The sequence below is a fragment of the Microcystis sp. M061S2 genome, from assembly GCF_020245605.1.
In the GTDB taxonomy this organism is placed as follows: domain Bacteria; phylum Cyanobacteriota; class Cyanobacteriia; order Cyanobacteriales; family Microcystaceae; genus Microcystis.
Genome location: NZ_JADBUP010000009.1, coordinates 1 through 25,080, shown reverse-complemented (window position 1 = coordinate 25,080; position 25,080 = coordinate 1). Strand labels below are relative to the sequence as shown.

Here is a 25,080-nt window from a genome sequence, read left to right as displayed (position 1 = left end):
GCTCGTTAGTTGTTGGGTTGCCGGGGTGCGGGTGGTCGGCGATTGCTCGGTCTTCTTTCCGTACCTTCAAAGTTACCATTAGAACGACGGGTGCGGCGCTGTTCGCCTTCATTTTCGGCCGCATAGACTTCTAGATAAACAGAGCGACCCGCACTCGCGGCCGCCATTTCTAGGGTAGTTCTAATCGCCTGTAAATTGCGTCCTCCCCGGCCGTAAACTTTGCCTTTATCGGCATCATCGAAGGCTACACGCAGCCAAAGACGTTCATTTTCCTTACAGCGCTCGATATCCAATCTCAGACTGGCTGGATCTTCCAAAAACGGCTCGATCATAAATTTCACCAGTTCGAGATAGTTGGGGGTACTAGGCATTGATTTTCTCGAAAATTTTCTGTTTGGTGAGAATGCTGCGTACGGTGTCCGTTGGTTGCGCTCCTTGTTGTAAGCGTCGGATAATCCCTTCTTCATCCAGACGCACTTCATCGGTGCGGGGATTGTAGAATCCTAACTCCTCTAGGGGACGACCATCGCGACGACTGGTGCTAACGGCCGCAACGATACGATAACTGGCTTCGCGTTTTTTACCAAAGCGTTTTAGACGTAATTTGATCATGGTTACTCAAAAATTCTCCTTTCCGATTCTAACTCATCCAGGCGGTATTTCCACAAGTGGCGATCGAGGGAACGGTCGGCAGCCATTGGATATTATTGAAAATAACGCCAATATCTTAATGGTGAGGTACAAGGTTTGAGGGTGTTAGTTTTCGCTAACACACCCAAAATTAAGATTAAAGTTTTTACCCTTCTCTAACCGTAAACTTTCCCATAATACTCTTGATATTCTTTGGATAACAAGGGTTGCCACCAATCCCGATGATCGAGATACCATTGAATGGTTTTTCTTAATCCCCCCTCTACGGTTTCTTGAGGTTGCCAACCTAATTCGGTGCGAATTTTACTGGCATCAATAGCATACCGGCGATCGTGTCCAGGGCGATCCTTGACAAAAGTAATTAAATTCTGAGCAGGTTGCACGGGTAAATCGGTGGCCAATTCATCCATTAACTCACATAACATCCTGACTAAATCGATATTTTTTACCTCATTATTTCCGCCAATATTATAGGTTTCTCCCACTTTTCCCTTGTGAATAACTGTATCTAAAGCTTGACAATGATCCCGCACATATAACCAATCTCGAACATTTTGACCATCACCATAAACGGGTAAAGGTTTCCCCAAAAGAATATTAATACACATCAAAGGAATTAACTTTTCGGGAAAATGATAGGAACCATAATTATTAGAGCAATTAGTAATAATTGTCGGCATTCCGTAGGTGTGAAAATAAGCTCTCGCTAGATGATCACTCCCCGCTTTTGAGGCAGAATAGGGACTATTAGGAGCATAGGGAGTAGTTTCGGTAAAAGCCGGATCATCTACTCCTAAACTGCCATAAACCTCATCGGTGGAAACGTGCAGAAAACGATAGTTATCCGGTTGATGATTACTTAACCAATGTTGCCGAAAACTTTCTAATAGAGTAAAAGTTCCCACCACATTAGTCTGCACAAAAGCCCCAGGTCCAAGAATCGAGCGATCCACATGGGATTCGGCGGCAAAATGGGCAACTGTATCGATATTTTCACCAGCAAATAATTGATCAACTAAAGCTCGATCACAGATATCCCCTTGCAGAAAACGAAAATTCTTTCTATCTTTCAGTGTCGCTAAATTATTCAAATTGCCCGCATAGGTAAGAGCATCAAGAACAATGACACGATCCTCAGGATAATTCTCGCACCAATGATGAACAAAATTCGAGCCGATAAATCCTGCTCCACCAGTAATTACTATGCTTCTAGCTTGATTTTCTGTCGCCATGGCCACCTCTAGCAAAAGTTCGCTACTTATTTTAGGCTTTTTTGCTTCACACTTCTTCATCAAAAGTGATCTGATCGGAGTGATAATCCGGCGGTTCAACGTGAATTAAAATTCTCACAGGGCTAAATTGTTGGGTTAATCTTGCTTCCACCGCTTCCGTGATTGCGTGAGCAGTTTCCACATCTTGAGCGGAGACAACTAGGTGCATTTCTATAAATACCTGTCTTCCCACCACTCCCCGAGACGCGATCGCATGACAATTAAGCACCCCCGGCACCTCCATCACAATTTGATGAATCACTTCAGGAGCGATCGCCATTTCATCCACTAACAAAGGTAAATTCTCCATCAGGACTTTCCAACCACTGCTAAACACCAAAAAAGCGACGGGAAAGGACAAAATCACATCTAACCATTGTAATTGGGGAATATTGGCCGTATTGCCCACCCAAACCCCGACTAAACCCAATAAAACCGTAATTGTCACCCAGACATCACTCATGGTATGACGAGCATCGGCAATCAAAATCGCACTACCGACACGCTGCCCCACGGATCTTTCATAATAGGTGACAAAAATATTCACCCCTAAAACGATAATTAATAGCCATAATTCAGGACCTGCAATCTCGACGGGTTTTCCTCCTTTGATAATACGCATGACCGCCCCTTGCAAGATTTCAAAACAGGCAATCCCCAAAAAGGCGGCGATCGCTAAAGCTCCGATCGCTTCGTATTTCAGATGTCCGTAGGGATGATCTCGATCTGGATAGGGAGAAGAAAACCGCATCGCTACTAATCCCAAGACATTATTCGCACTATCGGTGACACTATGGAGAGCATCCGCTTGCAGACTTAAAGAACCAATCCTCAAACCCACCCCCGCTTTGATCGCCATAACCAAAATGTTCAGCAGCAGGGTGATCCAGAGAACTTTTTGGACGGTAGCCCGATTATCTTTTAAAACAGCCACAGGATTATCAGTTATCAGTTATCAGTCATCAGTCATCAGTTATCAGTTATCAGTTATCAGGGAAATTTTAACTAAAACCCCAAAACCCCAAAAACCCCAACTATTTGAGGGTTTAAAAACGGCAAAAATAAGGATTAAATTGCCTAAAGTCGGTAAATAGACCATTTAATTGATTATTATTCATTTTTAATTCTCCTGACTACTGACGACTGACTCCTGACCCTAACAACAATTTTTGATTTTTACAAGAGGTCTAGTCAACAACAATTGATCAACTCCTGAAATAACAGACTCCCATCGGTCAAATTGAGCAGCGGATCGGCGGCGCGTTCGGGATGAGGCATCATTCCTAGCACATTTCCTGCTTTATTGGTAATTCCTGCAATATTATTTAACGAACCGTTAGGATTTCCCGACTCATCTACCTCTCCTGTGGGAGTACAGTAACGCAAGAGAATTTGTCCGTTATCCTCCAGAGATTTTAACGTATCTTCTGCGGCATAATAACGCCCTTCCCCGTGGGCAATCGGCAAATTAAGCACCTGTTGCGGTTGATAACCTCGCGTCCAGACAGATTGATTGTTTTCCACTTTTACCGGCACTCGATCGCAGATAAAATGTAAATCCCGATTGCGAATTAACGCACCGGGTAGCAGTCCAATTTCCGTTAATACCTGAAAACCGTTACAGATGCCTAAAACTAATTTACCTTTTTCGGCTTCTTCTCGGACAGTTTTCATCGCTGGCGAAAACCGAGCGATCGCACCACAGCGCAAATAATCGCCGTAACTAAATCCCCCCGGCACCACGATCACATCCAAATCCGCTAGATCCGTCTCTTGATGCCAAACATAGCGGGTAGGTTGCCGAAAAATCCCCTCCGTCACCGTTGCCACATCTCGATCGCAATTCGATCCAGGGAAAACAATAATCCCAAACTTCATAATTTTTAACTTGGTTAATTCATTTTGCAAAAAGCTCTCATCAGATGGGTGTTAGGGTGTTAGGGTATTAGTTGAATTTCCCCATTCTCCCATTTCCCTAATCCCCCATTTCCCCATTTCCCTATCCCCTAATCCCTATCCCTTATCTCCTATCTCCTGACAATGCAAATCAAAGCGATAATTTTCAATTACAGGATTAGCCAATAGTTGATCGCACATTTGAGCCAATTGCGCGCGAGCGCTGGTTTCGTCCGCTGCTGTCAAGGTAAGCTCAATATACTTACCAATTCGCACCCCAGCTACAGTGTCATAACCTAATTGCTTTAATCCCGACTCTACCGCCGTACCCGCCGGATCGAGAACCGAGGGACGCAGAGTAACATAAATACAGCACTGATAATTTTTTGGCATAGAATTAACTTTGATCGCTGACCTTTTTGATATGAAATCCCAACGCACCCGATCGCAAGAGCGCATTATCCACTTACTCAAAACCTTAAATCGGGCAGTATCCGCTCAAGAATTGTTTGTGGAACTCCGTCAGCGTGACCAAAATATGGGGTTAGCCACTGTTTATCGCGCCCTAGAATCCCTAAAACTACAGGGAGCAGTGCAGGTGAGAACCCTAGCCACAGGAGAATCCCTCTACAGTTCCCTTCAGCAGGATCAACACCATCTTACCTGTATTCATTGCGGTCGGTCTATCGTCTTTAATGAGTGTCCCGTTCACGAATTGGAAGAAAAACTCGAAAAATCACACCAATTCAAGGTTTATTACCATACTCTCGAATTTTTTGGACTTTGTGATCACTGTCAACCCAGTTAAGTAAGCTGTACTACATTTAAACTGCCGATCGGGAAATTTTAGTACAAACGCTCAGACTTTCAACTCCAGTGCCGTCTTACAGAGATTAAACTGTTGTTTGACCTTGGGCTGTTTTCACAGGGATTAACTCTGGCTGACTGTAGTGATGATGGCTGTTCAGGGGGGATAACAAGGGGAAAAAGGGCTGATGTAAACTAATTAATTGGGCCAGGGTTTTTTTGAGATGGGTACGGGAAACGATCGCATCGACAAACCCGTGTTTTAATAGGTATTCCGATGTTTGGAAACCTTCCGGTAATTTCTCGCGCAAAGTCTGTTCAATTACCCGTTTACCGGCAAAACCGATAGTAGCCTTTGGTTCGGCGATAATAATATCTCCCAACATGGCAAAACTGGCCGTGACTCCTCCCGTGGTGGGATTAGTCAAGACGGGAATATAGAGTAACTTTGCCTCCCGATGCCGGTTAAGGGCGCCAGAAATCTTGGCCATCTGCATTAAACTTAACATTCCTTCCTGCATTCTCGCCCCACCGGAAGCGCAGATAATCACCAGGGGTAAACGTTCATCGGTGGCTCGTTCCGTCAAACGACAGAGTTTTTCTCCCACCACCGATCCCATACTACCCCCCATAAAACGGAAGTCCATCACCCCTAAAGCTAAGGGTAAACCATCGAGCGTCCCCGTTCCCGTGTGGACAGCATCCGTCAGTCCGGTTTTTTCTTGGGTTTCCCGCAGGCGATCGCTATAACTTTTCCGATCGCGAAATTTGAGCGGATCCGTCGGTCGAATCTGTTCATCGAGGCAATTCCAAGTATTAGCATCCACTAACTGGCGAATTCTTTCTTCACTTTCCACCCGATTATGATGACCGCAATCGAGACAAACCAGTTGATTAGCTAATAAATCCTTCGTATAGGCCAAAACGCCGCAATTTGGGCATTTTGTCCATAGACCATCGGCTATTTCTCGTTCCTGTTGTTGTTGAACCTTGGGTTCTGTTTTTTGGCGATTTGCAAACCAATCAAATAGAGACATAGTTTAAAATAAAGACAATTTATCGACTTTCCTCTAGAGGACTTAATAACAAAAGTGCTGTCCAGCGATCTTGGGGACGCACTTGTAGGGCGGCCTGATGCCCCTGGCCGCAATAAATATCAAGGCCAATAGCGATAACGCGACTGGGGATGTCGTGAGCTTTGAGCATTTCCTGTAGCCAATCGGCTTACCCTAGACTGGGGGTTGTTCTAATGGTGATCCAAGACACAGAAAACTATTGTATCAAGATTTAATTACAAGATAGCTTTTTTACCGAAAAATTGGGTTGAAAGCCTCGCCCTTTGAGGGCGACTTGATCTGATGTATGATATTAAGAATAGGGGGCCGGGTAAGCAACCGCTTAAAAAACCCAGTCATCAACCGATGAACGCACCGTTCGGCTGAGCTCACGGCCGAAGCCTTGAAAACTAGAGTTATGGGGTTCTCTAGGGGAATGCTCCCATAGGTAAAAGCTCTAAGCGTCAAGTACCAGAGAAACCAATGATTTTAGAGGTTTTGAACTGTATCGTCGGGTCCCCCGAAAACAGGCTTCTGTAAGGTCGCGAAAGTCTGAGGAGAGAATCACCTCTGGGTGGGATTTCGCCAGGAATCTAATTCAAGTGGACTCGTTGAGCCAGAAATTCTCAGCAGTGATGCTAGAAGAATCCACGTCCGTTTACGGCGTGGGGTATGTCAAAACAAAGGGAAAAAAATGGTTTGATAGGCTGAGATGATCTTATCACTCCAAAAGACACTCATCAGAGCGCCGAGGGCAAGAAGTGGGCCGAAGGGTATAGCTTGTCTTTTGGCCATTTTACCCAGAAAAATGCCCGTCATACCGATCGCTGCCCCGATAGCGCAGGCCAGAAAAGCGGTGACTAATAATGCTTGCCATCCTAACCAAGCACCGATCATGGCCGCTAATTTGGCATCTCCTTCCCCCATGGCCTGCTGTCTGAGGGCAAAACTTCCCCCCCACCGGATCAGATCAAATAACCAGACTCCTAAAACCGCACTAGCGATCGCTGAAAAGAGATAGATAACACTTTGATTATTTTGCCAACCTAAAAGAATTTGGAAAACTATCCCTAAAACTAATCCCGATTGGGTGAGGGAGTTAGGAAGCGTCATCGTGTCAAAATCGATCAAAGCTAAAGCTAATAACCAACTTAGGAGAATCCAATAGCCGAGGGTCTGCCAAGAAAAGCTAAAATCTCCTAAAACCAGACAAAATAATAAACCGGTAAAAGTTTCGATCGCTGGATAACGGACAGAAATCGGGGTTCTACACCAGCGACAGCGACCCCCTAGCCATAACCAGCCGAAAACAGGTATATTCTCGCTTTTACCCAACCTGTGGTGACATTTCGGACAGTGGGAAGGGGGATAAACTAGAGATATCCCCTGAGGTAATCTATAGATGACCACGTTTAAAAAACTGCCCACCGAGGCACCAAAAGCGAAGACAAAGGCAAAAGTAACTAGATGAAAGAGGGTTTCCATCCTTAAACTGGCAGATAATTGATTAGTTTGTTATCGCCTATTATAGGGGATAAAGATGCCACTATCTCCCCTCTTAAGCATCCAGTAATAATACTTCAGGCTCATCCCTAAAGGTGAATTTTCTTCTGGGCTTTTTTAGTGGATAATGAGCGGATATCACCCTAGATAATGGGGGTAAAACCTCACTATCAGCCCCAGGGACAACCTGACAAAATTAAATTATCCCAGTCAACGAGGACAAATTAATGAAACCGATTGTTGAATCTTTTTACAACTGGTACAGCAGCAAAATCACTCACCCTAAATATCGTTGGATTATCATTCTGGGAACTATGGTTTATCTTTTTAGCCCCCTCGATATTTCTCCTGACATTTTCCCGATTATTGGTTGGATCGATGATAGTATTGTCCTCACCCTTTTAACTACGGAATTATCGCGATTAGTTCTTGATTATCGCAACCGCCGTCCGGGAGGAGTTAAGAATCAAACCGAAGTTTCTTCCCCAACCAATGCCGTTGATACCGATGCTGTAGAAGTCAGAAGTTAGAATTCGGAAGTCTCAATTCTGACTTCTGACTTCAGGAGGTTGCTGTTATTTATTCTCCCCATCTCCCCCCGCAACGCGCACGAAGTGGTCTCCCCACTCCCCCACTTCCCCACTCCCCAATTCATAATTCATAATTCATAATTCCCTAAACTTGAATCAAAGAACTATCGACGCTAGACAAAAGTGTTTGCACTTCCTCATCGCTGGTTTGGGAAAAATCTTCGTACCAAAGAGAAATCGATCTCAATTCGTAGGGTTTATGTAGGCAAATTACTTGATCGACTAATTTTTCTAATTGATCACAGACTTCCGGTGGGGCAATAGGAACAGCAATAATAATAGCAGCGGGCTCTCCAGCCTTAAGGGCCAGAATCGCCGCTTTAATCGTTGCTCCCGTAGCGATACCATCATCTACTAGAATAATCGTTTTTCCCGTCAGGTCCGGAAAGGGTCGCTCACCTCGATACAAGCGATTGCGTCGCTCTAATTCGATCATTTCTTCCTTTGCTACCCGTTCCATCATCGCCTCCGATAGGTGCAAGTCGTCAACGATACTTTCATTGATTACCCGCACACCATTTTGACCGATTGCCCCAAAAGCTAACTCTTTTCGCTCTGGTACACCTAATTTTCGCACTAAACACAGATCTAGCGGTAAATGTAACCTTTGGGCAATTTCAAAGGCGATCGGAACCCCACCCCGGGGCAAAGCCAACACTAGCGCCCTAGCACTATTGGTATATTCTGTCAAGTAACTAGCTAATAGTCTCCCTGCTGATCGCCGATCTTTGAGCAGATAAGTCATAACTCCCTCCTAGGGGCTAATCCCCGTGGGGCTCCCTAGTCTCCCCTGACTTTATTCTATATTTCTCCGCTAATCTCTAGCTGAAATGTTAAGAAATTTAGCGAAGGCTTGACATTTTTTCGGCTAACCGAAGTTTTTCTAGGCCAGAGATCGGCTAAAATCTTAGACCAGAGGGTTTTGTAAAGTTAGGTAACAAACATGAATCAAAGTTTAAGTGATGCGCTAGATCCGATCGCCGCTGCCTTTCGCGGTCTCGGAACTCCCGAACCGATCGTTCATTGGGGACATCCAGTCATGATGGGGATCGTGGTTTTAGTTATGGGTAGTTATACTGCCTATGCCGGTTGGCAAAGCCGTTTAAGCAAAGATGGGGAAGTAGTGGCCAAAAATCGGGCTGATCACCGCAAACTCGCCCCCTGGCTGTTTTTATTTATCGCTCTCGGTTACACCGGCGGTATTTTATCCCTCGTTATACAGAAACATCCAATCCTCGAAAGCAGCCATTTCTGGACAGGATCGATCGCGATCGGTTTATTAGCTTTCAATGGATTATTGTCCCTCACTGGCTTCGCTGGCGGGAAAAAAGAACTTTTCCGGACTATTCACTCCTATATCGGCAGTATTGCCCTGATTTTACTGCTAGTTCACGGTGTTTTTGGTCTTCAGTTAGGATTATCTCTCTAGTTGGTTCATGGCTTCAGGTGGGCCAATTCCCACCCGGAAGTTTTTCACCGCAGAAGACTGTGGCCAAGGACAATAATTGAAGAAATTATGACTTTAAGCACTATTCTTGGGATTCCGAGTTTAGAATTAACAGGTAATTTACCCAGAAAGTAAAGTATCGTCACGCAACGAGGAGATAGATATTTTGAAGAAAGTAGAAGCGATTATCCGACCCTTTAAACTTGAAGAGGTGAAAATCGCCCTAGTTAACGCGGGCATTGTCGGCATGACCGTCTCCGAAGTTAGAGGTTTCGGTCGTCAGAAAGGTCAATCGGAACGTTATCGCGGTTCCGAGTATACCGTCGAATTTCTCCAAAAACTCAAGATCGAGATCGTCGTCGAAGATAAGCAGGTCGATATGGTCGTCGATAAGCTGATTTCTGCGGCGCGTACCGGTGAAATCGGAGACGGTAAAATCTTTATCTCCCCCGTGGAACAGATCGTCCGCATCCGTACCGGAGAAAAAAATCTCGAAGCGATTTAACCCCCCGACAAGGGATGATAGCACAATGCTGTCATCCCCCCCCCCATTGAAAGTGTTTCCCGTCAAGAAGTGTAACCTAATTTGGTATCGACCACCGACGACCGATTCCCCAAAACGGAAACTTTGTACCTCAACATTAAGATAACTACTATAATTGAATCTATTGGCTCGGTCTGCCCCCATCGCTGCTGAAGACCGCCGAACGGGATAAATAATTTGACCAGACTAGATATGATCATTTTCGGTGACTAAAAAAACCTCTTGCCTAAAAAGTCACAAATATTATATAATGTTTGATTGTGGCCAAAATCGGGGTTAGGTGGTGCTGAAGGCACTGCCGAGCAGAACCGCCTTGGTCGCTCGGTCTTCGCCTGGATACTGAAGATAAACCCTTTAAGTCCTGAAGAAACAAAGACCAGCAACAATCTAGGCAGAACCAGCAAACCTGTCTAGTCCTACTTACGAATTTAACGGGATGCCAGCTTAAATAACTCGAAAAAAGTCATTCAAGTTGGGCAGGCTGATAAAGCGGGAAAGATTTTTCTCGCTCCTATAGCCACGGCCACGTTATTTTTGATTGTCGTCTAGTAAAGATAAAGAGAACAATCCGTGTCTATCGGTATCCTCGGTACAAAACTGGGCATGACCCAAATCTTCGACAACAAAACGGGAGTCGCCATTCCCGTCACCGTCGTTCAAGCCGGTCCGTGTCCCGTCACCCAAGTCAAAACTAAAAAAACCGACGGTTATGAATCCATCCAAGTGGGATACAAAACCGTCAAAGAAAAAGCCCTCAACAAACCGCTACTCGGTCATTTAGCCAAAGCCGGTGTCTCCCCCCTGCGGCATTTAATCGAATACCGTCTTGAGGACGCATCCGCTTACACTTTAGGCCAAGAAATTACCGCCGCTATCTTCCAAGAAGGCGATTTGGTCGATGTGGCTGGAACCACCATCGGACGGGGTTTCTCCGGCTATCAAAAACGCCATAACTTCAAGCGCGGTAACATGACCCACGGTTCCAAAAACCACCGTCTCCCCGGTTCCACCGGTGCTGGTACTACCCCCGGTCGCGTCTTCCCGGGCAAGAGAATGGCTGGACAATACGGAGCAACCCAAGTGACCATCCGCAAATTGTCCGTGGTCAAAATCGATAGCGAACGCAACCTGATCCTGATCAAAGGAGCCGTCCCGGGCAAACCAGGAACCCTGTTAAACATCACCCCCGCCAAGAAATTTGGTAAATAGGGCAAGGAAAGATTAAAGCCATGGTTAACTACACAGTCAAAAATTGGCAAGGGGAAGAAGCGGGAACAGGCACCCTGGAACTGAAAACCGCTAAACCCGAAACCGCCAAACACCTAATTCACCGCGTCGTCGTCAGCCATCTAGCGGCGGCCCGCCAAGGTAATGCCTCCAGCAAAACCCGCTCGGAAGTGCGCGGCGGTGGTCGCAAACCTTGGCGGCAAAAAGGCACCGGTCGCGCCCGGGCCGGTTCGATCCGTTCTCCCCTCTGGCGTGGTGGCGGTGTCATCTTCGGACCAAAACCGAGAGATTTTGAGGTTAAGGTCAATCGCAAAGAGAAAAGATTAGCCCTGAGAACCGCTTTGATCAGCCAGGCCGATAACTTTATCGTGGTTGAAAGCTTCGCCGAACAATTCTCCCAACCCAAAACCAAGGAACTCACCGCTGCCTTAAGTCGCTGGGGAGCCAGTCCAGAGGAAAAAATTCTGCTGATTTTGACGGAAATTCCCGAAAATGTCTATTTATCGGGACGTAATATCTGCAATCTCAAAATTATTCGCGCCGATAGTCTCAACGTCTATGATGTCATCCTAGCCGATCGAGTTATCGCCACCGCCGCAGCCCTAGCCAAAATTGAGGAGGTCTATGGTGCTTAAAACTGAAGCCAGGCAACTCGCCGATCTGATCCTAAAGCCGATCGTGACCGAGAAAGCCACCCTGCTCCTAGAACAAAATAAATACGTCTTCGATGTCGCCTTGAAAGCGACCAAGCCGGAAATTCAAGCGGCGATCGAACTGTTGTTTGACGTGAAAGTAACGAAAGTGAACACCAGCCGCCCCTCTCGTCAGAAAAAACGCGTCGGCCGTTTCCTCGGTTACAAACCCCAATACAAACGCGCGATCGTGACCCTGGCAGCAGGCGACTCGATCGCCCTCTATCCCGACGTATAACAACCAAGAAACCCGATAACGGAAAACTAAACTATGGGTATTCGTTCTTTTAGACCCTTAACCCCCGGGACAAGGCAGGCGGCCATCTCCGACTTTAAAGAGATCACCAAAACCGAACCAGAAAAGTCCCTAACTCATCACAAACACAGTAAACAGGGGCGTAATAATCGCGGTGTCGTTACCAGTCGTCACCGGGGCGGCGGCCATAAACGCCTCTACCGGATTATCGATTTTCGTCGCGATAAACGGGATATTCCAGCCAAAGTAGCGGCGATCGAGTACGATCCTAACCGTAACGCCCGCATTGCCCTGCTTTTCTACAAAGACGGGGAAAAACGCTACATCATCGCCCCCGCCGGTTTAGGCGTTGGTGATACCGTCATCGCCGGAGAAAACGCTCCCTTCGAGGTGGGTAATGCCCTCCCTTTAAGTCGCATCCCTCTAGGGACAGAAGTTCATAACATCGAACTCGTCCCCGGTCGCGGCGGTCAAATGGTGCGGGCTGCCGGTGGTTTCGCCCAAGTGGTAGCGAAAGAAGGCGATTACGTTACCATCCGCCTCCCCTCCAAAGAAGTACGCATGATCCGGCGTGAATGCTACGCCACCATCGGAAAAGTCGGTAACGCCGAAGCGAGAAATATCAGTCTCGGTAAAGCCGGCCGTACCCGTCACCGCGGTCAACGGCCTCATGTTCGGGGTAGCGTCATGAACCCAGTCGATCACCCGCACGGAGGTGGAGAGGGTCGCGCTCCGATCGGACGTTCCGGCCCGATGACTCCCTGGGGTAAACCCGCCCTCGGTCGCAAAACTCGCAACAAGAAAAAGCGCAGTAGCGATCTGATCGTGCGCCGTCGTAACCAGGGTTAGAAATTATTACTTTACTTTTGACTGAAAATTATGGGTCGTTCACTGAAAAAGGGGCCATTTGTCGCCGGCCACCTGATGGAAAAAATCGAAAAACTCAACGCACAGGGCAGTAAACAAGTGATTAAAACTTGGTCCCGGGCCTCGACAATCATTCCCGATATGGTCGGTCACACGATCGCCGTTCACAACGGCAAACAGCACGTTCCCGTCTATGTTTCCGAGCAGATGGTCGGTCATAAACTCGGTGAATTCGCTCCCACCCGCACCTTCCGCGGTCACGCCAAGAGCGACAAAAAAGCAGGACGGAAATAAATCAGCCGCTACTCCCTCAGTCGTCAGCTAGATAGTGGCCTCTGAGCAAGGCCGAAGAGTCGTGACCATAAATCACCAAGTTAGCTAATTTTCAAAAAATAAAAGCTGATGACTGATAACTGATGACTGATAACTGATAACTGATAACTGATAACTGAAATGACCATCGATACCTCTAACGAAGTCAAAGCGATCGCCCGCTATATTCGGATGTCACCCCTGAAAGTCAGACGGGTACTCGATCAGATTCGCGGTCGCTCCTATCGGGAAGCCCTAATTATTCTCGAATTTATGCCCTACCGGGCCTGTGATCCGATTCTGAAAGTCCTGCGTTCCGCCGTTGCCAACGCCGAAAATAACGAAGGACTCGATCCCGCCACTTTGGTGGTTAGCCAAGCCTTTGCCGATGGCGGTCCAACTCTAAAACGTTTTCGACCCCGGGCCCAAGGCCGCGCCTACCAAATTCGCAAACCCACCTGTCATATCACCGTCGCCGTCGCTCCTAGCAACAAAGACTAATCACCTTAACTAAAAAAACCACAATGGGACAAAAAATCCATCCCCTCGGTTTTCGTCTCGGCGTTATCAAAGATCACAAATCTTGCTGGTATGCCGACGCGAAACGTTACCCCGAATTAGTGCAAGAAGATCGCCGTATTCGTGATTACGTCGAAAAAAACCTCTCTAATGCCGGTATCGCCGATATTCGCATCGAACGCAAGGCCGATCAAGTAGATATCTCCATCCACACCGCTCGCCCCGGGGTCGTCGTCGGTCGTGGTGGCACGGGAATCGAACAGCTGCGCCTAGGTTTGCAAAAAGCCCTCGGTGGCCAGCGTCAAATTCGCATTAACGTCATCGAAGTGGCTCGCGTTGATGCCGATGCCAACCTGATCGCCGAATACATCGCCCAACAACTAGAAAGACGGGTTTCCTTCCGTCGTGTTGTCCGGCAAGCCATCCAACGGGCGCAACGGGCCGAAGTCAAAGGGATCAAAATTCAAGTTAGCGGCCGTCTCAACGGGGCGGAAATCGCTCGTACCGAATGGGTGCGGGAAGGACGAGTTCCTCTGCATACCCTGCGGGCCGATATCGATTACTCCTATAAAACCGCCAGCACCATCTACGGGATTCTAGGCGTGAAAGTTTGGATCTTTAAGGGCGAAATTATCCCCGGCCAAGAAGAAATTGCCGCCGCCGTTCCCGCTCAAGCACCGCGCCGTCAACAGCGTCGCCGTCAACAGTTTGAAGATCGCTCTAGCGAAGGCTGATCCCTAATATTTATCAGTGGTAAATAGCTCATGTTAAGTCCCAAAAGAACAAAATTCCGCAAACAACAGCGCGGACGGATGCGCGGGCTGGCCACCGGCGGAAATACGATTAATTTCGGCGATTTCGCCCTGCAAGCCACCGAACCCTGTTGGATTACTTCCCGTCAAATCGAAGCCGCCAGACGGGCAATGACTCGTTATATTCGTCGGGGTGGCAAAATCTGGATTCGCGTTTTTCCCGATAAACCCGTGACCCAACGGGCGGCAGAAACTCGGATGGGTTCCGGGAAAGGTTCCCCCGAATTCTGGGTGGCCGTGGTTAAACCGGGGTTCATTATGTTTGAAATTGCCGGGGTAGCCGAACCCATAGCCCGGGAAGCAATGCGCCTAGCGGCTCAAAAATTACCGATTAAGACCAAATTTATCACTCGCGAGGAGGATTTTGTCTAATGGCTTTACCAAAAATCGCCGAAGTGAGGAAGATGAGCGATGAGGAAATCGCCGATGCTGTCCTCGATGCCAAAAAGAAACTGTTTGAATTGCGTTTGCAACAGGCCACCCGCCGCTTGGAAAAAACCCACGAATTCAAACACACCCGCCACCGTCTCGGCCAATTATTAACCGTAGAACGGGAGCGCCAACTAGCCCAGTCCACCCCGGAGGCATAACCCGCTATGGCAGTTAAAGAAAGAGTTGGGGTAGTAGTCAGCGACAAAATGGATAAAACCGTAGTGGTAGCCATTGAAAACCGCTCTCCTCACCCCAAATACGGCAAAATCGTCGTGAAAACCCAGAAATTTAAAGCTCACGACGAAGAAAATCAAGCCAAACAAGGCGATCGAGTTCGTATTCGTGAAACCCGCCCCCTCAGTAAAACCAAACGTTGGCAAGTGGCGGAAATATTAACCGATAATTAAATTTCACCTAGGTAAAAACCGTGATTCAACAACAAACCTACTTAAATGTCGCTGATAATAGCGGGGCGCGGAAACTAATGTGTCTGCGGGTGCTGGGAACAGGTAACTGTACCTACGGTGGCATCGGTGACAAAATTATCGCCGTGGTTAAGGACGCTATCCCCAATATGCCCGTGAAAAAATCCGATGTGGTGACGGCGGTGATTGTGCGGACCCGTCAAACCGTCCGTCGCGATAGCGGCATGAGCATCCGTTTTGATGATAACGCCGCCGTGATTATTAATAATGACGGTAATCCCAAAGGTACGCGGGTTTTTGGTCCGGTCGCTCGGGAATTGCGCGATAAAAACTACACCAAAATTGTTTCCTTAGCCCCAGAAGTTCTCTGATCAAAGTGAAAAGTACCAAGGCAATTGGCTGATGGCTAGTCTAAAACTTTTCACACTTTGAGGTCAAAAAAAATGAGTAAGAAAAACATTCAAACCCCGCCCCAAAGGCAAAAAATGCACGTTAAAAAAGGGGATGTCGTTCAAGTAATCGCCGGTTCCGATAAGGGCAAAGTGGGCGAAATTTTACGGGCCCTACCCCAAGAAAGTACCGTGGTGGTCAAGGGAGTTAATATCCGCACCAAACACACTAAACCCCAACAGGAAGGGGAATCGGGTCAAATCGTTACCTACGAAGCACCGATTCACAGTTCCAAAGTGATGCTTTATTCCGAGAAGAAAAAAATCGCCAGTCGGGTGGGTTATACCTTTACCGAAGACGGTCGGAAAGTGCGGATACTGAAGAAAACTGGCGAAATTATCGATTAGTTTCCCATCAATTCTAGTTCCTGACCAAGCCCAGGAAAAGTAAGCAGCAAAACTATGAGCCAAAAACTAAAAACCACCTATCAAGAAACCATTGTTCCGAAACTGAAAGAACAATTTGGTTATACCAATATCCACCAAGTACCTAAAGTTATCAAAATTACTGTTAACCGCGGTCTTGGGGAAGCTTCACAAAACGCCAAAGCTTTGGAGTCTTCCAAGGAGGAACTGTCCACCATCACCGGACAACAACCGGTAGTGACTAGGGCAAAAAAAGCGATCGCTGGTTTCAAAATTCGCGAAGGAATGCCCGTGGGTGTCATGGTGACATTGCGCGGCGATCGAATGTACGCTTTTTTAGACCGTCTAATTAATCTGGCCTTACCACGCATTCGCGACTTTCGCGGTATCAGCGGTAACAGTTTTGATGGTCGTGGTAACTACAGTTTAGGCATTCGTGAACAGTTGATCTTCCCCGAAATTGAATACGACAAAATCGATCAAATTCGTGGGATGGACATCTCAATCATCACCACCGCTAAAAACGACGAAGAAGGACGCGCCCTCCTCAAAGAGATGGGAATGCCCTTTAGATAAATCAATCAAGAGAAAAGGAAAAAAATCAGGAAAAAGTGGCAAGGGAAAAGGGAGAAAGCGATTTTGTCAGAGAAATTACTGAATAAATCCTACCTACCTTCTCCTGACGACTGGCTCCTGACTCCTGACTCCTGCAATAACTGACCACTGATGTTGATCCCAATTTAGGAGAAAAACAGGTAATTCATGTCTGCTAACGATACCATCTCGGATATGCTGACCCGCATCCGTAACGCTTGCGCGGTTCGGCAGACCACTACTCAAATTCCCACCACGCGGATGACGCGCAGTATTGCTCAAGTTCTCAAAGACGAAGGCTTTATTGCTGACTTTGAGGAAGTGGGTGAGGGGATTAAATCTCAATTAGTTCTTTCCCTCAAATATAAAGGCAAAAACCGTCAACCGATCATTACTACCCTCACCAGAGTCAGTAAACCGGGACTGCGAGTTTATTCCAACAGTAAAGACTTACCTCGCGTCCTCGGTGGCATTGGCATCGCCATTGTTTCTACCTCTAAAGGTATTATGACCGATCGCGAAGCGCGTAAACAAAACGTTGGCGGCGAAGTCCTTTGCTACATCTGGTAAACAAGGATAAGCTATCAGCCGTCAGCCTTTCCAAGTTTAAACCCGATAGCTGGCCCACTGATAACTCTTCCCTGATATCTGACCCACTGATAACTGATAACTGTTATGTCTCGTATTGGCAAACGCCCGATTCCTATTCCCAATAAAGTCACCGTCGATATCGATGGTGCTACCGTGACGGTGAAAGGACCCAAAGGAACTCTCCAGAGAACCCTACCCACCGCCGTCGCCATCGATAAAGATGGCGAAACCCTGCTCGTTACCCGTCAGGACGATTCCCGTACCGCCAGAGAACGCCACGGACTCTGTAGAACTCTAGTAGCCAACATGGTGGAAGGAGTCGCTACCGGCTTTCAAAAACGCCTCGATATCCAAGGGGTGGGCTACCGCGCCCAGGCGCAGGGTAGTAAATTAGTTCTTAATGTTGGTTACAGTAAACCCGTGGAAATGGAGATGCCCGATGGTGTTTCCGTGGCTGTAGAAAACAACACCCAAGTTATCGTCAGTGGCATCGACAAAGAAGCCGTCGGTAACATTGCCGCTAAAATCCGCGAGGTTCGTCCCCCCGAACCTTATAAAGGTAAAGGGATTCGCTATCTTGGTGAAGTCGTCCGTCGCAAAGTTGGTAAAGCTGGCGGTAAAGGCGGTAAAGGAGGTAAAAAATAAACCATGAAACTTAGTCGCAAAGAATCAGTCCGTCGTCGTCACCAGCGTGTGCGTCGCAAAATTAATGGCACTGCTGAACGGCCCCGTTTATCCGTATTTCGTTCTAATAACCACATCTACGCCCAAATTATCGACGACGTCGCCCAAAACACCCTCGCTGCCGCTTCTACCCTAGAGGCAACCTTGCGCGGGGAATTAGCATCCACCGCTACCCAAGAAGCCTCGGCTGCCGTGGGTAAACTGGTCGCCCAACGGGCCCTAGACAAAGGCATTGAACAAGTGGTTTTTGATCGCGGTGGCAATCTCTATCACGGTCGCGTCAAAGCCTTAGCAGAAGCGGCTCGGTCAGCCGGCTTAAACTTCTAAAATATCCTTTCAACACTGATAAAACTATGGCAAAACGTCGCAAAGGCAACCGCGAAAAAGAAAAAGAAACCACTTGGCAAGAGCGGGTCATCCAGATCCGCCGGGTTAGTAAAGTGGTTAAGGGTGGTAAAAAACTCAGCTTCCGGGCTATCGTCGTGGTCGGTAATGAAAACGGCCAGGTGGGAGTGGGAGTCGGCAAAGCAGGGGACGTTATCGGGGCCGTCCGTAAAGGCGTGGCCGATGGCAAAAAACAACTAATTGAAGTCTCCTTAACTAAAGCTAGTTCTATCACTCACCTCACCCGGGGGGCTTCCGGTGGCGCTCAGGTGCTTATGCGTCCAGCGGCACCGGGGACTGGGGTTATTGCCGGGGGTGCTGTCCGTACCGTTTTAGAATTAGCCGGGGTGAAAAATATCCTCGCTAAACAACTCGGTAGCGATAACCCCCTCAATAACGCTAGAGCCGCTGTTAACGCCCTGGAAACTCTCCGCACTTTCTCGGAAGTGGCCAAGGATAGAGGCGTATCTGTAGAACATTTGTACACATAAAGAAATCACCATGAAACTCCACGAAATCGCCCCCCAACCGGGGTCCACTAAACGTCGTCGTCGTGTGGGACGGGGTATCTCGGCCGGCCAGGGCGCTAGTTGCGGTCTGGGAATGCGCGGACAAAAATCTCGCTCTGGGACGGGGACCCGCCCCGGTTTTGAGGGGGGACAAATGCCCCTCTATCGTCGGGTTCCCAAATTAAAGCATTTTCCTTTGGTTAACCGCCGTCAATACACGATCGTTAATCTGAGAAAATTGGCTTCTTTACCCGCTAATACGGAAGTTACCCTGGAAAGTCTCCTAAAAGCTAAAATTCTCACCAGCAATGACGGCCCTTTAAAAGTTTTAGGTGATGGTGAAATTACCGTTCCCCTCAAGGTGAAGGCCGCCGCTTTTAGCAATAGCGCTAAAGAGAAAATTACCGCCGCTCAAGGTACTTGGGAAGAAATTTAACGGAGACAGGAGACAGGAGACAGGAGATAAAAGGCAAAAGGCAAAAGGCAAAAGGCAAAAGGCAAAGGGCAGCTTTGTTCTCCCCACACCCTACACCCCACACCCTAACACCCAATCCCCAAGACCGGATTGCTATATCATAAGAAAGACAGGGGAAATCTTAAAAAAATCGAGAAAGTTTTCCCCCTCGATTACTTTTTCCCATAAAAAAACTGCACTAGAGGTAACTGTTAATGGTCGTCAGTCGTGATAAGGCTCCCACGGCACAGGAAACGTTTATGCAAATGGCACAAGCGGCCGGTTTACGCGGTCGCTTGTTGATTACATTGGGTTTACTGATTCTGCTCCGTTTTGGGATGTTTGTACCGATACCCGGTTTGGATCGGGCAAGATTAGCAGAAATTATTCAAAGTAACGCCGCTTTGGGAATCCTTGACCTGTTTACCGGGGGAGGATTATCGACGTTAGGGATTTTTGCCCTCGGCATTCTTCCCTATATCAACGCCTCAATTATCGTGCAACTGCTCACCGCTGCCCTTCCTTCTTTGGAAGATTTACAGAAAAATGAAGGAGAAGCAGGACGGCGAAAAATTGCCCAAATTACCCGTTATGTTGCCTTTGGTTGGTCAATTATTCAAAGTATCGGCATTACTCTCGGTTTATTAGTGGCTAACGGCGTTGTGGCCGGAACTTTACCCTCGATCGCTGCTACGGTTCTCGCTTTAGTGGCCGGTTCTATGTTCGTGATGTGGATTTCGGAACTGATTACGGAACGCGGTCTGGGAAATGGAGCATCTTTGCTGATTTTTGTCAACATTGTCGCTGTTTTACCGAAAACCCTCGGTGATACGATTACTTTTGCCCAACAGGGTGGCCGACAAGCGATCGCTCAAGTGGTGATTCTCTTGCTGGTTTTCTTGGTGATGATTATCGGCATTGTTTTTGTTCAGGAAGGAACCCGTCGGATTCCGATTGTTTCTGCCCGTCGTCAGGTGGGTCGTCGTCTCTATCGGGAAAGAACCAGTTATCTACCCCTACGACTCAATCAAGGGGGCGTAATGCCGATTATTTTCGCCTCCGCAGTGTTGGTCTTACCTTTCCAATTAGTGCAAGCTTTACCCACGGATAACCCGGTCGGTCAGGTTTTAGTTCAGTTGGTTAATGCTCTGCGTCCCGATAGTTGGGGTTATGTGGCTTTTTATAGCTTACTGATTCTCGGTTTTAGTTTCTTCTACGCTTCCCTGATCGTTAACCCCAAGGATATGTCCCAAAACCTGAAAAAAATGGGGACCAGTATTCCGGGGATTCGACCGGGGACCGCTACTACTAATTATCTGGAAGGGGTGCTGAATCGTCTCACCCTTTTGGGCGCTCTCTTTTTAAGTTTGGTGGCTACTGTGCCGACTGTAGTAGAAAGCGCTACTGGTGTCACCACTTTTCGCGGTTTGGGGGCAACTTCCCTGTTAATTCTGGTGGGGGTGGCGATCGATACTGCGAAACAAATTCAAACCTATGTCATCTCTCAACGTTATGAGGGCATGATTAAACAGTAGTTAGATAGTCAGCCAGTGACCTTTTAGCGGTTACTGGTTATTTTTCCCCTTAAAACCCTATATTTAATCCATGAGCAAACGGATCGGTGTGATATTTTTGGGACCGCCCGGATCGGGAAAAGGGACCCAAGCGGCAAAATTAGCGGAATCTCTGACGATTCCCCATATTTCTACCGGTGAAATTTTACGTCAAGCAATTACAGAGAAGACAGAACTTGGTCAGCAAGCACAAGCTTATGTGGAAAAGGGCGAATTAGTCCCCGATGAGTTGTTATTAGGTTTAATTCAGGAACGTTTAAAACAGCCTGACAGTGCTAAGGGTTGGATTCTTGATGGTTTTCCCCGCACGGTGGCACAGGCGAGCTTTTTAGACGCATTACTGGAGGAATTGGCCGATAGTTACACATTTGTGGTTAATTTGGCTGTACCAGATACGGTCTTAATTGAGCGTCTCATGCAACGCGGTCGTCAAGATGATACTAAAGAAACGATCGCCCGTCGCCTACAGGTTTATATCGACCAAACTGCCCCCGTTTTAGATTATTACGGTCAAAAAGGCACTCTTAACCATATCGACGGTAATCAACCGATGGACGCGGTTACTGCCGCTCTAACAGCAGTTGTGACTCCTGTTTAAAGTTTCTCTCAGATCATCAATTCAGTAATCAGTCATCAGTCATCAGTCATCAGTCAGTAAAAATTACAACTTTTGATAAGTTTTTTATATCAAACAAGCTTTAATAGTTGAGAATATTTAAATTTACATTTCGCAATATTTATCCTTTCTTAAGAATTTATTGAAAATAATTCTCATTTGTTTACGAGGTTGCAATACTTCCAGCGATTATGGTATAATTTCGCAGTATGAGATGATCGGCTATTATGTGCTTTTTAGGGTTTTTAGCTGTCTGGTGATCCTGAAAACCCTTGCTAAATCTACACTGACCTATTCAGCAACAGCAATAAATGGCAGTTAAAGAGCCTTTTTTAAGCCAACCCGTTGATCAATTAATTGTGTAGTTTTGTTGCAAAGAGAAAGTTTTTTTGACAAAAAGAACAAAGTGTGCTGCTGAGTGATCTATATTGCTTTTATTTGTTCTCCCCACACCCTACACCCCACACCCCACACCCTGCTCTCCTATAGGGGAAACTATACCCTTCCCCCTGCGTCTTTAGGCTCTAAGCAAACAAGTGTCACGCTTGCGATAGAATAGATCGGACTTAGCCTAAATGGGGTGAGCGAAAGAATGTGCGGAATTGTTGGCTATATCGGGACCCAAACAGCGATCGATATTCTCCTAGCTGGTTTGGAACGTTTAGAATATCGGGGTTATGATTCGGCAGGGATTGCCACAATTCTTGAAGGTGAATTACATCGAGTCCGCGCCCAGGGAAAACTCTACAATCTGCGGGAAAAATTAGAACAGGAAGTTAATCCCTCCCAAATTGGCATCGGTCACACCCGTTGGGCAACCCACGGCAAACCCGTAGAAAGTAATGCCCATCCCCACACCGATAACAGTCAACGGGTGGCAGTGGTACAAAATGGCATTATCGAAAACTTTCAGGCATTAAGAACAGAATTAAAGGAAAAAGGCTGTATATTTGACTCGGAAACCGACACAGAAGTTATTCCCCATCTAATCGCCAGTTATTTACCCAAACCTAGCGATGAAGAATACTTGGGGGTGAGTCCTTTCCTCAAGGCAGTTTTAAGGGCAATTGAACGTTTAGAGGGTGCTTTTGCCCTAGCGGTGATTAGTCCCGATTATCCCGATGAATTGATTGTCGTGCGGCAACACGCTCCTTTAATCATCGGTTTTGGTCAGGGGGAGTTTTTCTGTGCCTCCGATGTCAGTGCTTTGGTTCCCCATACCCGGGCGGTGCTGTCCTTGGATAATGGCGAAATTGCTCGGTTAACACCCTTGGGAGTGGAAATTTATAATTTTGAGGGAAAAAGAGTCCGTAAAAGCCCCAGAGTCCTCGATTGGAGTCCGACAACCGTAGAAAAACAGGGTTATCGTCACTTCATGCTCAAGGAAATCTACGAACAACCAGGAGTGGTGCGCGACTGTTTAGGGACCTATCTGCATCCCCATTGGACAGCACAAAATGGGGATAATGTCAACCCGATAAATATTAATTTTTCTGAGGAAATTTACGAAAATTTAGAACATATTCAGATTTTAGCCTGTGGGACCAGTTGGCACGCTAGTTTAGTCGGTAAATACTTGATTGAGCAGTTGGCAGGTATTCCCACAAGAGTACAGTACGCCTCGGAATTTCGCTATGCACCCACCCCCCTGATGCCCAATACTTTAACCATCGGGGTGACGCAATCGGGGGAAACAGCCGACACTTTAGCGGCTTTGGAAACGGAAAAACAGCGTCGTTTAGGATTAGGAAAAAAATATCAGGCCCGGATTATCGGGATTACTAATCGCCCCGAAAGTACCCTAGCACAAATGGTCGATCAGATTATTAATACTCAGGCGGGGATCGAAATCGGGGTGGCGGCAACTAAGAGTTTTACCGCCCAGTTATTGGGTTTTTATCTCTTAGCTTTGGATTTATCCTATCGTCGTCAAACTCTGTCTTTAGAGAGAATCGAGGAAATTATTAATCAAATGCGATCGCTGCCAAGATCGATCGAAACTGTCTTAGAAACACAGGAAAAAGCGATCGAAGAATTGGCCCATGAATTTAATGACACCCAAGACTTTATTTTCTTGGGACGGGGGATTAATTTCCCCATTGCCTTAGAAGGGGCCTTAAAACTCAAAGAAATCAGTTATATTCATGCGGAAGGCTATCCAGCCGGAGAAATGAAACACGGACCAATCGCGCTTTTAGATGCAAAAGTTCCTGTAGTAGCGATTGCGATGCCGGGGGTAGTTTATGATAAAGTTCTCTCCAATGCACAGGAAGCAAAAGCAAGGGATGCGCGATTATTGGGAGTAGTTGCCGACAGCGATACGGAAGCGCCGAAAGTCTTTAATGATTTGTTGTATGTGCCGGAAGTTGAGGAATTATTATCGCCAATTTTAACGGTAATTCCCCTACAATTGCTCTCCTATCATATCGCGGCCCGTCGCGGTTTAGACGTGGATCAGCCGCGCAATTTAGCCAAAAGTGTCACGGTAGAATAGGGTTCGGTTGGGTTGAAAGTGTGGTTTAAAGGTCTATTTACACTGAATCGGAACCTATGAATCTTTATGCAACTTCTCAGAATGGGGTTTTAATTCGTCTGACAGAGGAGAGATGGAAACACATTATCAGTGGACATAGTGAATTAGTATCGTATCAAGCGGAGATATTGGAAACCATTCGCTATCCTGAGAAAATCCTAGTAGGAAACCATCAGGAATTGTTGGCAGTTAAACAAATAGTTTCTGGAAAATATCTAATCGTTGTTTATCGGGAATTATCAGAGGGGGGATTTATTATTACTGCTTATTTAACCCGTCGTCTTCGTGAATTAACCAAGAGGAAACAAATATGGCCATAACTAGCATTAATATTCAATCCTATCTTAACTTCGCCAAGATGATTCACGCTCTGCCTCAGCAAGATTTTTGGACAGCTTATGATGCAAAAGCAGATGTTTTGTATATTAATTTTCATCAACCATCTTTACCAGCGGATGATAGCGAATTAACAGATAATGATGTGATTATTCGTTATCAAGGGGATAAGATCATTGGGTTAAGTATTCTCAATGTTAGTAAAATCCAATGATGCTATAAGTAGGGCAGGGTGAGAGCATCTCAAACGCTATTGACAATTGGCCAATTTTGTGATCCGCTTGCTGTGTGGGCATTTCAAGTGATACCAGTCAATCAGAATGGTTACGAAATCTTCACATTTAGTCGATTTTTGCTTAACAATTGAGATGGCCAATTCTCCTCAAATATGCCTGAATCGCTCTCTGGGTAAGCAACTCACATAAAGTTTATTTTGTCAAGGATTGTTAAGATGCGCTTACCCTGATAAGTAGGGTTGGCTGCATATCAGTAGAAGCTTGGCTAGAAAAGGGTTTAGGGACTTTATAGGGACTCAAAAACCTTGTATAGCAAAGAGCGGGATAGTTAGGACATAATAGAGAAAAAGAAATGAGGAGAAGCTTTCATGGCAGCACCCTATAGTGATGATTTAAGACAGAAAGCAGTGAGTGCCGTAGAGCGAGGGGAGAAAAAAAGCCATGTCTG

At 46.7% G+C, this 25,080-nt stretch carries 37 protein-coding genes; 27 read left to right on the top strand and 10 right to left on the bottom strand.

The features are described 5' to 3' along the window. Positions 1-5 precede the first annotated feature (5 nt). From IM475_RS01475 to purS, 6 genes are all read right to left on the bottom strand, one after another. Entirely contained in the window at positions 6-371 is a 366-nt protein-coding gene (locus IM475_RS01475) for a KH domain-containing protein (protein WP_287726455.1), read from the bottom strand. Beyond that, complete coding sequence (rpsP, locus tag IM475_RS01470; protein WP_002736858.1) at positions 364-612, bottom strand: 30S ribosomal protein S16; 249 nt, start codon at positions 610-612, stop codon at positions 364-366. Before rpsP ends, IM475_RS01475 begins: the two co-directional genes overlap by 8 nt. A gap of 194 nt (positions 613-806) precedes the next feature. Beyond that, on the bottom strand, positions 807-1,883 hold the full coding sequence (gene rfbB / locus IM475_RS01465; RefSeq protein WP_287726484.1) for a dTDP-glucose 4,6-dehydratase: 1,077 nt from the start codon (positions 1,881-1,883) through the stop codon (positions 807-809). 46 nt (positions 1,884-1,929) lie between these two features. After that, positions 1,930-2,856, bottom strand: coding sequence for a CDF family zinc efflux transporter Cdf31 (gene cdf31 / locus IM475_RS01460; RefSeq protein ID WP_287658857.1), 927 nt, complete (start codon positions 2,854-2,856; stop codon positions 1,930-1,932). 257 nt (positions 2,857-3,113) lie between these two features. Then, positions 3,114-3,800 carry a phosphoribosylformylglycinamidine synthase subunit PurQ gene (gene purQ, locus IM475_RS01455; protein ID WP_287658858.1) on the bottom strand — a complete coding sequence of 229 codons (687 nt, stop codon included), beginning with the start codon at positions 3,798-3,800 and terminating at the stop codon, positions 3,114-3,116. A gap of 135 nt (positions 3,801-3,935) precedes the next feature. Next, entirely contained in the window at positions 3,936-4,211 is a 276-nt protein-coding gene (purS, locus tag IM475_RS01450; RefSeq protein WP_287658859.1) for a phosphoribosylformylglycinamidine synthase subunit PurS, read from the bottom strand. A 31-nt stretch (positions 4,212-4,242) separates the two neighbouring features. Here purS and IM475_RS01445 point away from each other — a divergent pair, with 31 nt between their 5' ends. Then, entirely contained in the window at positions 4,243-4,626 is a 384-nt protein-coding gene (locus tag IM475_RS01445) for a Fur family transcriptional regulator (protein WP_287658860.1), read from the top strand. Between the two features lie 85 nt (positions 4,627-4,711). On the opposite strand, the gene accD is transcribed toward IM475_RS01445, so the two are convergent. From accD to IM475_RS01430, 3 genes are all read right to left on the bottom strand, one after another. Further along, positions 4,712-5,662 (bottom strand): acetyl-CoA carboxylase, carboxyltransferase subunit beta, encoded by a 951-nt coding sequence (accD, locus tag IM475_RS01440; protein ID WP_287726454.1) that lies wholly within the window; start codon positions 5,660-5,662, stop codon positions 4,712-4,714. 19 nt (positions 5,663-5,681) lie between these two features. After that, entirely contained in the window at positions 5,682-5,831 is a 150-nt protein-coding gene (locus IM475_RS01435) for a hypothetical protein (RefSeq protein WP_287726453.1), read from the bottom strand. Between the two features lie 524 nt (positions 5,832-6,355). Further along, the gene (locus IM475_RS01430; RefSeq protein ID WP_287726452.1) at positions 6,356-7,165 is read right to left on the bottom strand and encodes a prepilin peptidase; all 810 of its coding nucleotides are present in this window, start codon (positions 7,163-7,165) and stop codon (positions 6,356-6,358) included. Positions 7,166-7,410: 245 nt separating this feature from the next. Here IM475_RS01430 and IM475_RS01425 point away from each other — a divergent pair, with 245 nt between their 5' ends. Beyond that, on the top strand, positions 7,411-7,713 hold the full coding sequence (locus IM475_RS01425) for a YkvA family protein (RefSeq protein ID WP_287726451.1): 303 nt from the start codon (positions 7,411-7,413) through the stop codon (positions 7,711-7,713). Between the two features lie 145 nt (positions 7,714-7,858). Here IM475_RS01425 and IM475_RS01420 read toward each other — a convergent pair whose 3' ends face one another. Beyond that, on the bottom strand, positions 7,859-8,518 hold the full coding sequence (locus IM475_RS01420) for a phosphoribosyltransferase (RefSeq protein ID WP_287726450.1): 660 nt from the start codon (positions 8,516-8,518) through the stop codon (positions 7,859-7,861). A 198-nt stretch (positions 8,519-8,716) separates the two neighbouring features. Here IM475_RS01420 and IM475_RS01415 point away from each other — a divergent pair, with 198 nt between their 5' ends. From IM475_RS01415 to IM475_RS01295, 25 genes are all read left to right on the top strand, one after another. Further along, a complete protein-coding gene (locus IM475_RS01415) occupies positions 8,717-9,202 on the top strand; it encodes a DUF4079 domain-containing protein (protein ID WP_287726449.1) in 486 nt (161 codons plus the stop codon). Positions 9,203-9,386: 184 nt separating this feature from the next. Then, positions 9,387-9,725: a P-II family nitrogen regulator gene (locus tag IM475_RS01410; RefSeq protein WP_002801914.1), complete on the top strand. Its 339-nt coding sequence runs from the start codon at positions 9,387-9,389 to the stop codon at positions 9,723-9,725. A gap of 609 nt (positions 9,726-10,334) precedes the next feature. Further along, a complete protein-coding gene (gene rplC, locus IM475_RS01405) occupies positions 10,335-10,973 on the top strand; it encodes a 50S ribosomal protein L3 (RefSeq protein ID WP_002734589.1) in 639 nt (212 codons plus the stop codon). Between the two features lie 20 nt (positions 10,974-10,993). Then, a complete protein-coding gene (gene rplD, locus IM475_RS01400; RefSeq protein WP_002732765.1) occupies positions 10,994-11,626 on the top strand; it encodes a 50S ribosomal protein L4 in 633 nt (210 codons plus the stop codon). Then, entirely contained in the window at positions 11,616-11,921 is a 306-nt protein-coding gene (locus tag IM475_RS01395; RefSeq protein ID WP_002771034.1) for a 50S ribosomal protein L23, read from the top strand. The genes rplD and IM475_RS01395 overlap by 11 nt, the downstream gene beginning before the upstream one ends. A gap of 33 nt (positions 11,922-11,954) precedes the next feature. Continuing rightward, positions 11,955-12,788 carry a 50S ribosomal protein L2 gene (rplB, locus tag IM475_RS01390; RefSeq protein ID WP_287726448.1) on the top strand — a complete coding sequence of 278 codons (834 nt, stop codon included), beginning with the start codon at positions 11,955-11,957 and terminating at the stop codon, positions 12,786-12,788. Positions 12,789-12,818: 30 nt separating this feature from the next. Further along, positions 12,819-13,100, top strand: coding sequence for a 30S ribosomal protein S19 (rpsS, locus tag IM475_RS01385; protein WP_002753908.1), 282 nt, complete (start codon positions 12,819-12,821; stop codon positions 13,098-13,100). A 159-nt stretch (positions 13,101-13,259) separates the two neighbouring features. After that, the gene (gene rplV, locus IM475_RS01380; RefSeq protein ID WP_002746605.1) at positions 13,260-13,619 is read left to right on the top strand and encodes a 50S ribosomal protein L22; all 360 of its coding nucleotides are present in this window, start codon (positions 13,260-13,262) and stop codon (positions 13,617-13,619) included. A 23-nt stretch (positions 13,620-13,642) separates the two neighbouring features. Further along, positions 13,643-14,371 (top strand): 30S ribosomal protein S3, encoded by a 729-nt coding sequence (gene rpsC, locus IM475_RS01375; RefSeq protein WP_008197249.1) that lies wholly within the window; start codon positions 13,643-13,645, stop codon positions 14,369-14,371. Between the two features lie 30 nt (positions 14,372-14,401). Then, complete coding sequence (rplP, locus tag IM475_RS01370; protein WP_002780088.1) at positions 14,402-14,821, top strand: 50S ribosomal protein L16; 420 nt, start codon at positions 14,402-14,404, stop codon at positions 14,819-14,821. Then, a complete protein-coding gene (rpmC, locus tag IM475_RS01365; RefSeq protein WP_002801921.1) occupies positions 14,821-15,039 on the top strand; it encodes a 50S ribosomal protein L29 in 219 nt (72 codons plus the stop codon). Before rplP ends, rpmC begins: the two co-directional genes overlap by 1 nt. A 6-nt stretch (positions 15,040-15,045) precedes the next feature. Next, positions 15,046-15,288 carry a 30S ribosomal protein S17 gene (gene rpsQ / locus IM475_RS01360; protein WP_002801923.1) on the top strand — a complete coding sequence of 81 codons (243 nt, stop codon included), beginning with the start codon at positions 15,046-15,048 and terminating at the stop codon, positions 15,286-15,288. 20 nt (positions 15,289-15,308) lie between these two features. Then, on the top strand, positions 15,309-15,677 hold the full coding sequence (gene rplN / locus IM475_RS01355; RefSeq protein WP_002732358.1) for a 50S ribosomal protein L14: 369 nt from the start codon (positions 15,309-15,311) through the stop codon (positions 15,675-15,677). A gap of 72 nt (positions 15,678-15,749) precedes the next feature. Beyond that, positions 15,750-16,103 carry a 50S ribosomal protein L24 gene (gene rplX / locus IM475_RS01350; protein WP_002733835.1) on the top strand — a complete coding sequence of 118 codons (354 nt, stop codon included), beginning with the start codon at positions 15,750-15,752 and terminating at the stop codon, positions 16,101-16,103. Positions 16,104-16,157: 54 nt separating this feature from the next. Then, positions 16,158-16,697, top strand: a complete 540-nt coding sequence (rplE, locus tag IM475_RS01345; RefSeq protein WP_002734750.1) for a 50S ribosomal protein L5 — start codon at positions 16,158-16,160, stop codon at positions 16,695-16,697. 186 nt (positions 16,698-16,883) lie between these two features. Next, complete coding sequence (rpsH, locus tag IM475_RS01340; RefSeq protein ID WP_002734721.1) at positions 16,884-17,285, top strand: 30S ribosomal protein S8; 402 nt, start codon at positions 16,884-16,886, stop codon at positions 17,283-17,285. Positions 17,286-17,390: 105 nt separating this feature from the next. Further along, entirely contained in the window at positions 17,391-17,951 is a 561-nt protein-coding gene (gene rplF, locus IM475_RS01335) for a 50S ribosomal protein L6 (RefSeq protein WP_287703495.1), read from the top strand. Between the two features lie 3 nt (positions 17,952-17,954). Beyond that, positions 17,955-18,317, top strand: coding sequence for a 50S ribosomal protein L18 (rplR, locus tag IM475_RS01330; RefSeq protein ID WP_287726447.1), 363 nt, complete (start codon positions 17,955-17,957; stop codon positions 18,315-18,317). Positions 18,318-18,343: 26 nt separating this feature from the next. Beyond that, a complete protein-coding gene (rpsE, locus tag IM475_RS01325) occupies positions 18,344-18,865 on the top strand; it encodes a 30S ribosomal protein S5 (protein ID WP_002757584.1) in 522 nt (173 codons plus the stop codon). A 10-nt stretch (positions 18,866-18,875) separates the two neighbouring features. After that, entirely contained in the window at positions 18,876-19,319 is a 444-nt protein-coding gene (gene rplO, locus IM475_RS01320) for a 50S ribosomal protein L15 (protein ID WP_287658869.1), read from the top strand. Between the two features lie 233 nt (positions 19,320-19,552). After that, complete coding sequence (secY, locus tag IM475_RS01315; protein WP_287658870.1) at positions 19,553-20,872, top strand: preprotein translocase subunit SecY; 1,320 nt, start codon at positions 19,553-19,555, stop codon at positions 20,870-20,872. A gap of 70 nt (positions 20,873-20,942) precedes the next feature. Continuing rightward, entirely contained in the window at positions 20,943-21,509 is a 567-nt protein-coding gene (locus tag IM475_RS01310) for an adenylate kinase (RefSeq protein ID WP_002753892.1), read from the top strand. 610 nt (positions 21,510-22,119) lie between these two features. Further along, positions 22,120-24,021: a glutamine--fructose-6-phosphate transaminase (isomerizing) gene (gene glmS, locus IM475_RS01305; RefSeq protein ID WP_287726446.1), complete on the top strand. Its 1,902-nt coding sequence runs from the start codon at positions 22,120-22,122 to the stop codon at positions 24,019-24,021. Between the two features lie 56 nt (positions 24,022-24,077). Next, on the top strand, positions 24,078-24,380 hold the full coding sequence (locus tag IM475_RS01300; RefSeq protein WP_045358702.1) for a hypothetical protein: 303 nt from the start codon (positions 24,078-24,080) through the stop codon (positions 24,378-24,380). Next, complete coding sequence (locus IM475_RS01295; RefSeq protein ID WP_002794713.1) at positions 24,371-24,610, top strand: DUF2283 domain-containing protein; 240 nt, start codon at positions 24,371-24,373, stop codon at positions 24,608-24,610. Before IM475_RS01300 ends, IM475_RS01295 begins: the two co-directional genes overlap by 10 nt. Positions 24,611-25,080: the final 470 nt, after the last annotated feature.

Excerpts from the sequence above, each read along its gene's own strand:
- IM475_RS01475 (WP_287726455.1), bottom strand. The coding sequence starts at position 371 with ATGCCTAGTACCCCCAACTATCTCGAACTGGTGAAATTTATGATCGAG.
- rpsP (WP_002736858.1), bottom strand. The coding sequence starts at position 612 with ATGATCAAATTACGTCTAAAACGCTTTGGTAAAAAACGCGAAGCCAGT.
- rfbB (WP_287726484.1), bottom strand. The coding sequence starts at position 1,883 with ATGGCGACAGAAAATCAAGCTAGAAGCATAGTAATTACTGGTGGAGCA.
- purQ (WP_287658858.1), bottom strand. The coding sequence starts at position 3,800 with ATGAAGTTTGGGATTATTGTTTTCCCTGGATCGAATTGCGATCGAGAT.
- purS (WP_287658859.1), bottom strand. The coding sequence starts at position 4,211 with ATGCCAAAAAATTATCAGTGCTGTATTTATGTTACTCTGCGTCCCTCG.
- IM475_RS01445 (WP_287658860.1), top strand. The coding sequence starts at position 4,243 with ATGAAATCCCAACGCACCCGATCGCAAGAGCGCATTATCCACTTACTC.
- accD (WP_287726454.1), bottom strand. The coding sequence starts at position 5,662 with ATGTCTCTATTTGATTGGTTTGCAAATCGCCAAAAAACAGAACCCAAG.
- IM475_RS01435 (WP_287726453.1), bottom strand. The coding sequence starts at position 5,831 with ATGCTCAAAGCTCACGACATCCCCAGTCGCGTTATCGCTATTGGCCTT.
- IM475_RS01430 (WP_287726452.1), bottom strand. The coding sequence starts at position 7,165 with ATGGAAACCCTCTTTCATCTAGTTACTTTTGCCTTTGTCTTCGCTTTT.
- IM475_RS01425 (WP_287726451.1), top strand. The coding sequence starts at position 7,411 with ATGAAACCGATTGTTGAATCTTTTTACAACTGGTACAGCAGCAAAATC.
- IM475_RS01420 (WP_287726450.1), bottom strand. The coding sequence starts at position 8,518 with ATGACTTATCTGCTCAAAGATCGGCGATCAGCAGGGAGACTATTAGCT.
- IM475_RS01415 (WP_287726449.1), top strand. The coding sequence starts at position 8,717 with ATGAATCAAAGTTTAAGTGATGCGCTAGATCCGATCGCCGCTGCCTTT.
- rplD (WP_002732765.1), top strand. The coding sequence starts at position 10,994 with ATGGTTAACTACACAGTCAAAAATTGGCAAGGGGAAGAAGCGGGAACA.
- IM475_RS01395 (WP_002771034.1), top strand. The coding sequence starts at position 11,616 with ATGGTGCTTAAAACTGAAGCCAGGCAACTCGCCGATCTGATCCTAAAG.
- rplB (WP_287726448.1), top strand. The coding sequence starts at position 11,955 with ATGGGTATTCGTTCTTTTAGACCCTTAACCCCCGGGACAAGGCAGGCG.
- rpsS (WP_002753908.1), top strand. The coding sequence starts at position 12,819 with ATGGGTCGTTCACTGAAAAAGGGGCCATTTGTCGCCGGCCACCTGATG.
- rplV (WP_002746605.1), top strand. The coding sequence starts at position 13,260 with ATGACCATCGATACCTCTAACGAAGTCAAAGCGATCGCCCGCTATATT.
- rpsC (WP_008197249.1), top strand. The coding sequence starts at position 13,643 with ATGGGACAAAAAATCCATCCCCTCGGTTTTCGTCTCGGCGTTATCAAA.
- rplP (WP_002780088.1), top strand. The coding sequence starts at position 14,402 with ATGTTAAGTCCCAAAAGAACAAAATTCCGCAAACAACAGCGCGGACGG.
- rpmC (WP_002801921.1), top strand. The coding sequence starts at position 14,821 with ATGGCTTTACCAAAAATCGCCGAAGTGAGGAAGATGAGCGATGAGGAA.
- rpsQ (WP_002801923.1), top strand. The coding sequence starts at position 15,046 with ATGGCAGTTAAAGAAAGAGTTGGGGTAGTAGTCAGCGACAAAATGGAT.
- rplX (WP_002733835.1), top strand. The coding sequence starts at position 15,750 with ATGAGTAAGAAAAACATTCAAACCCCGCCCCAAAGGCAAAAAATGCAC.
- rplE (WP_002734750.1), top strand. The coding sequence starts at position 16,158 with ATGAGCCAAAAACTAAAAACCACCTATCAAGAAACCATTGTTCCGAAA.
- rpsH (WP_002734721.1), top strand. The coding sequence starts at position 16,884 with ATGTCTGCTAACGATACCATCTCGGATATGCTGACCCGCATCCGTAAC.
- rplF (WP_287703495.1), top strand. The coding sequence starts at position 17,391 with ATGTCTCGTATTGGCAAACGCCCGATTCCTATTCCCAATAAAGTCACC.
- rplR (WP_287726447.1), top strand. The coding sequence starts at position 17,955 with ATGAAACTTAGTCGCAAAGAATCAGTCCGTCGTCGTCACCAGCGTGTG.
- rpsE (WP_002757584.1), top strand. The coding sequence starts at position 18,344 with ATGGCAAAACGTCGCAAAGGCAACCGCGAAAAAGAAAAAGAAACCACT.
- rplO (WP_287658869.1), top strand. The coding sequence starts at position 18,876 with ATGAAACTCCACGAAATCGCCCCCCAACCGGGGTCCACTAAACGTCGT.
- secY (WP_287658870.1), top strand. The coding sequence starts at position 19,553 with ATGGTCGTCAGTCGTGATAAGGCTCCCACGGCACAGGAAACGTTTATG.
- IM475_RS01310 (WP_002753892.1), top strand. The coding sequence starts at position 20,943 with ATGAGCAAACGGATCGGTGTGATATTTTTGGGACCGCCCGGATCGGGA.
- glmS (WP_287726446.1), top strand. The coding sequence starts at position 22,120 with ATGTGCGGAATTGTTGGCTATATCGGGACCCAAACAGCGATCGATATT.
- IM475_RS01300 (WP_045358702.1), top strand. The coding sequence starts at position 24,078 with ATGAATCTTTATGCAACTTCTCAGAATGGGGTTTTAATTCGTCTGACA.
- IM475_RS01295 (WP_002794713.1), top strand. The coding sequence starts at position 24,371 with ATGGCCATAACTAGCATTAATATTCAATCCTATCTTAACTTCGCCAAG.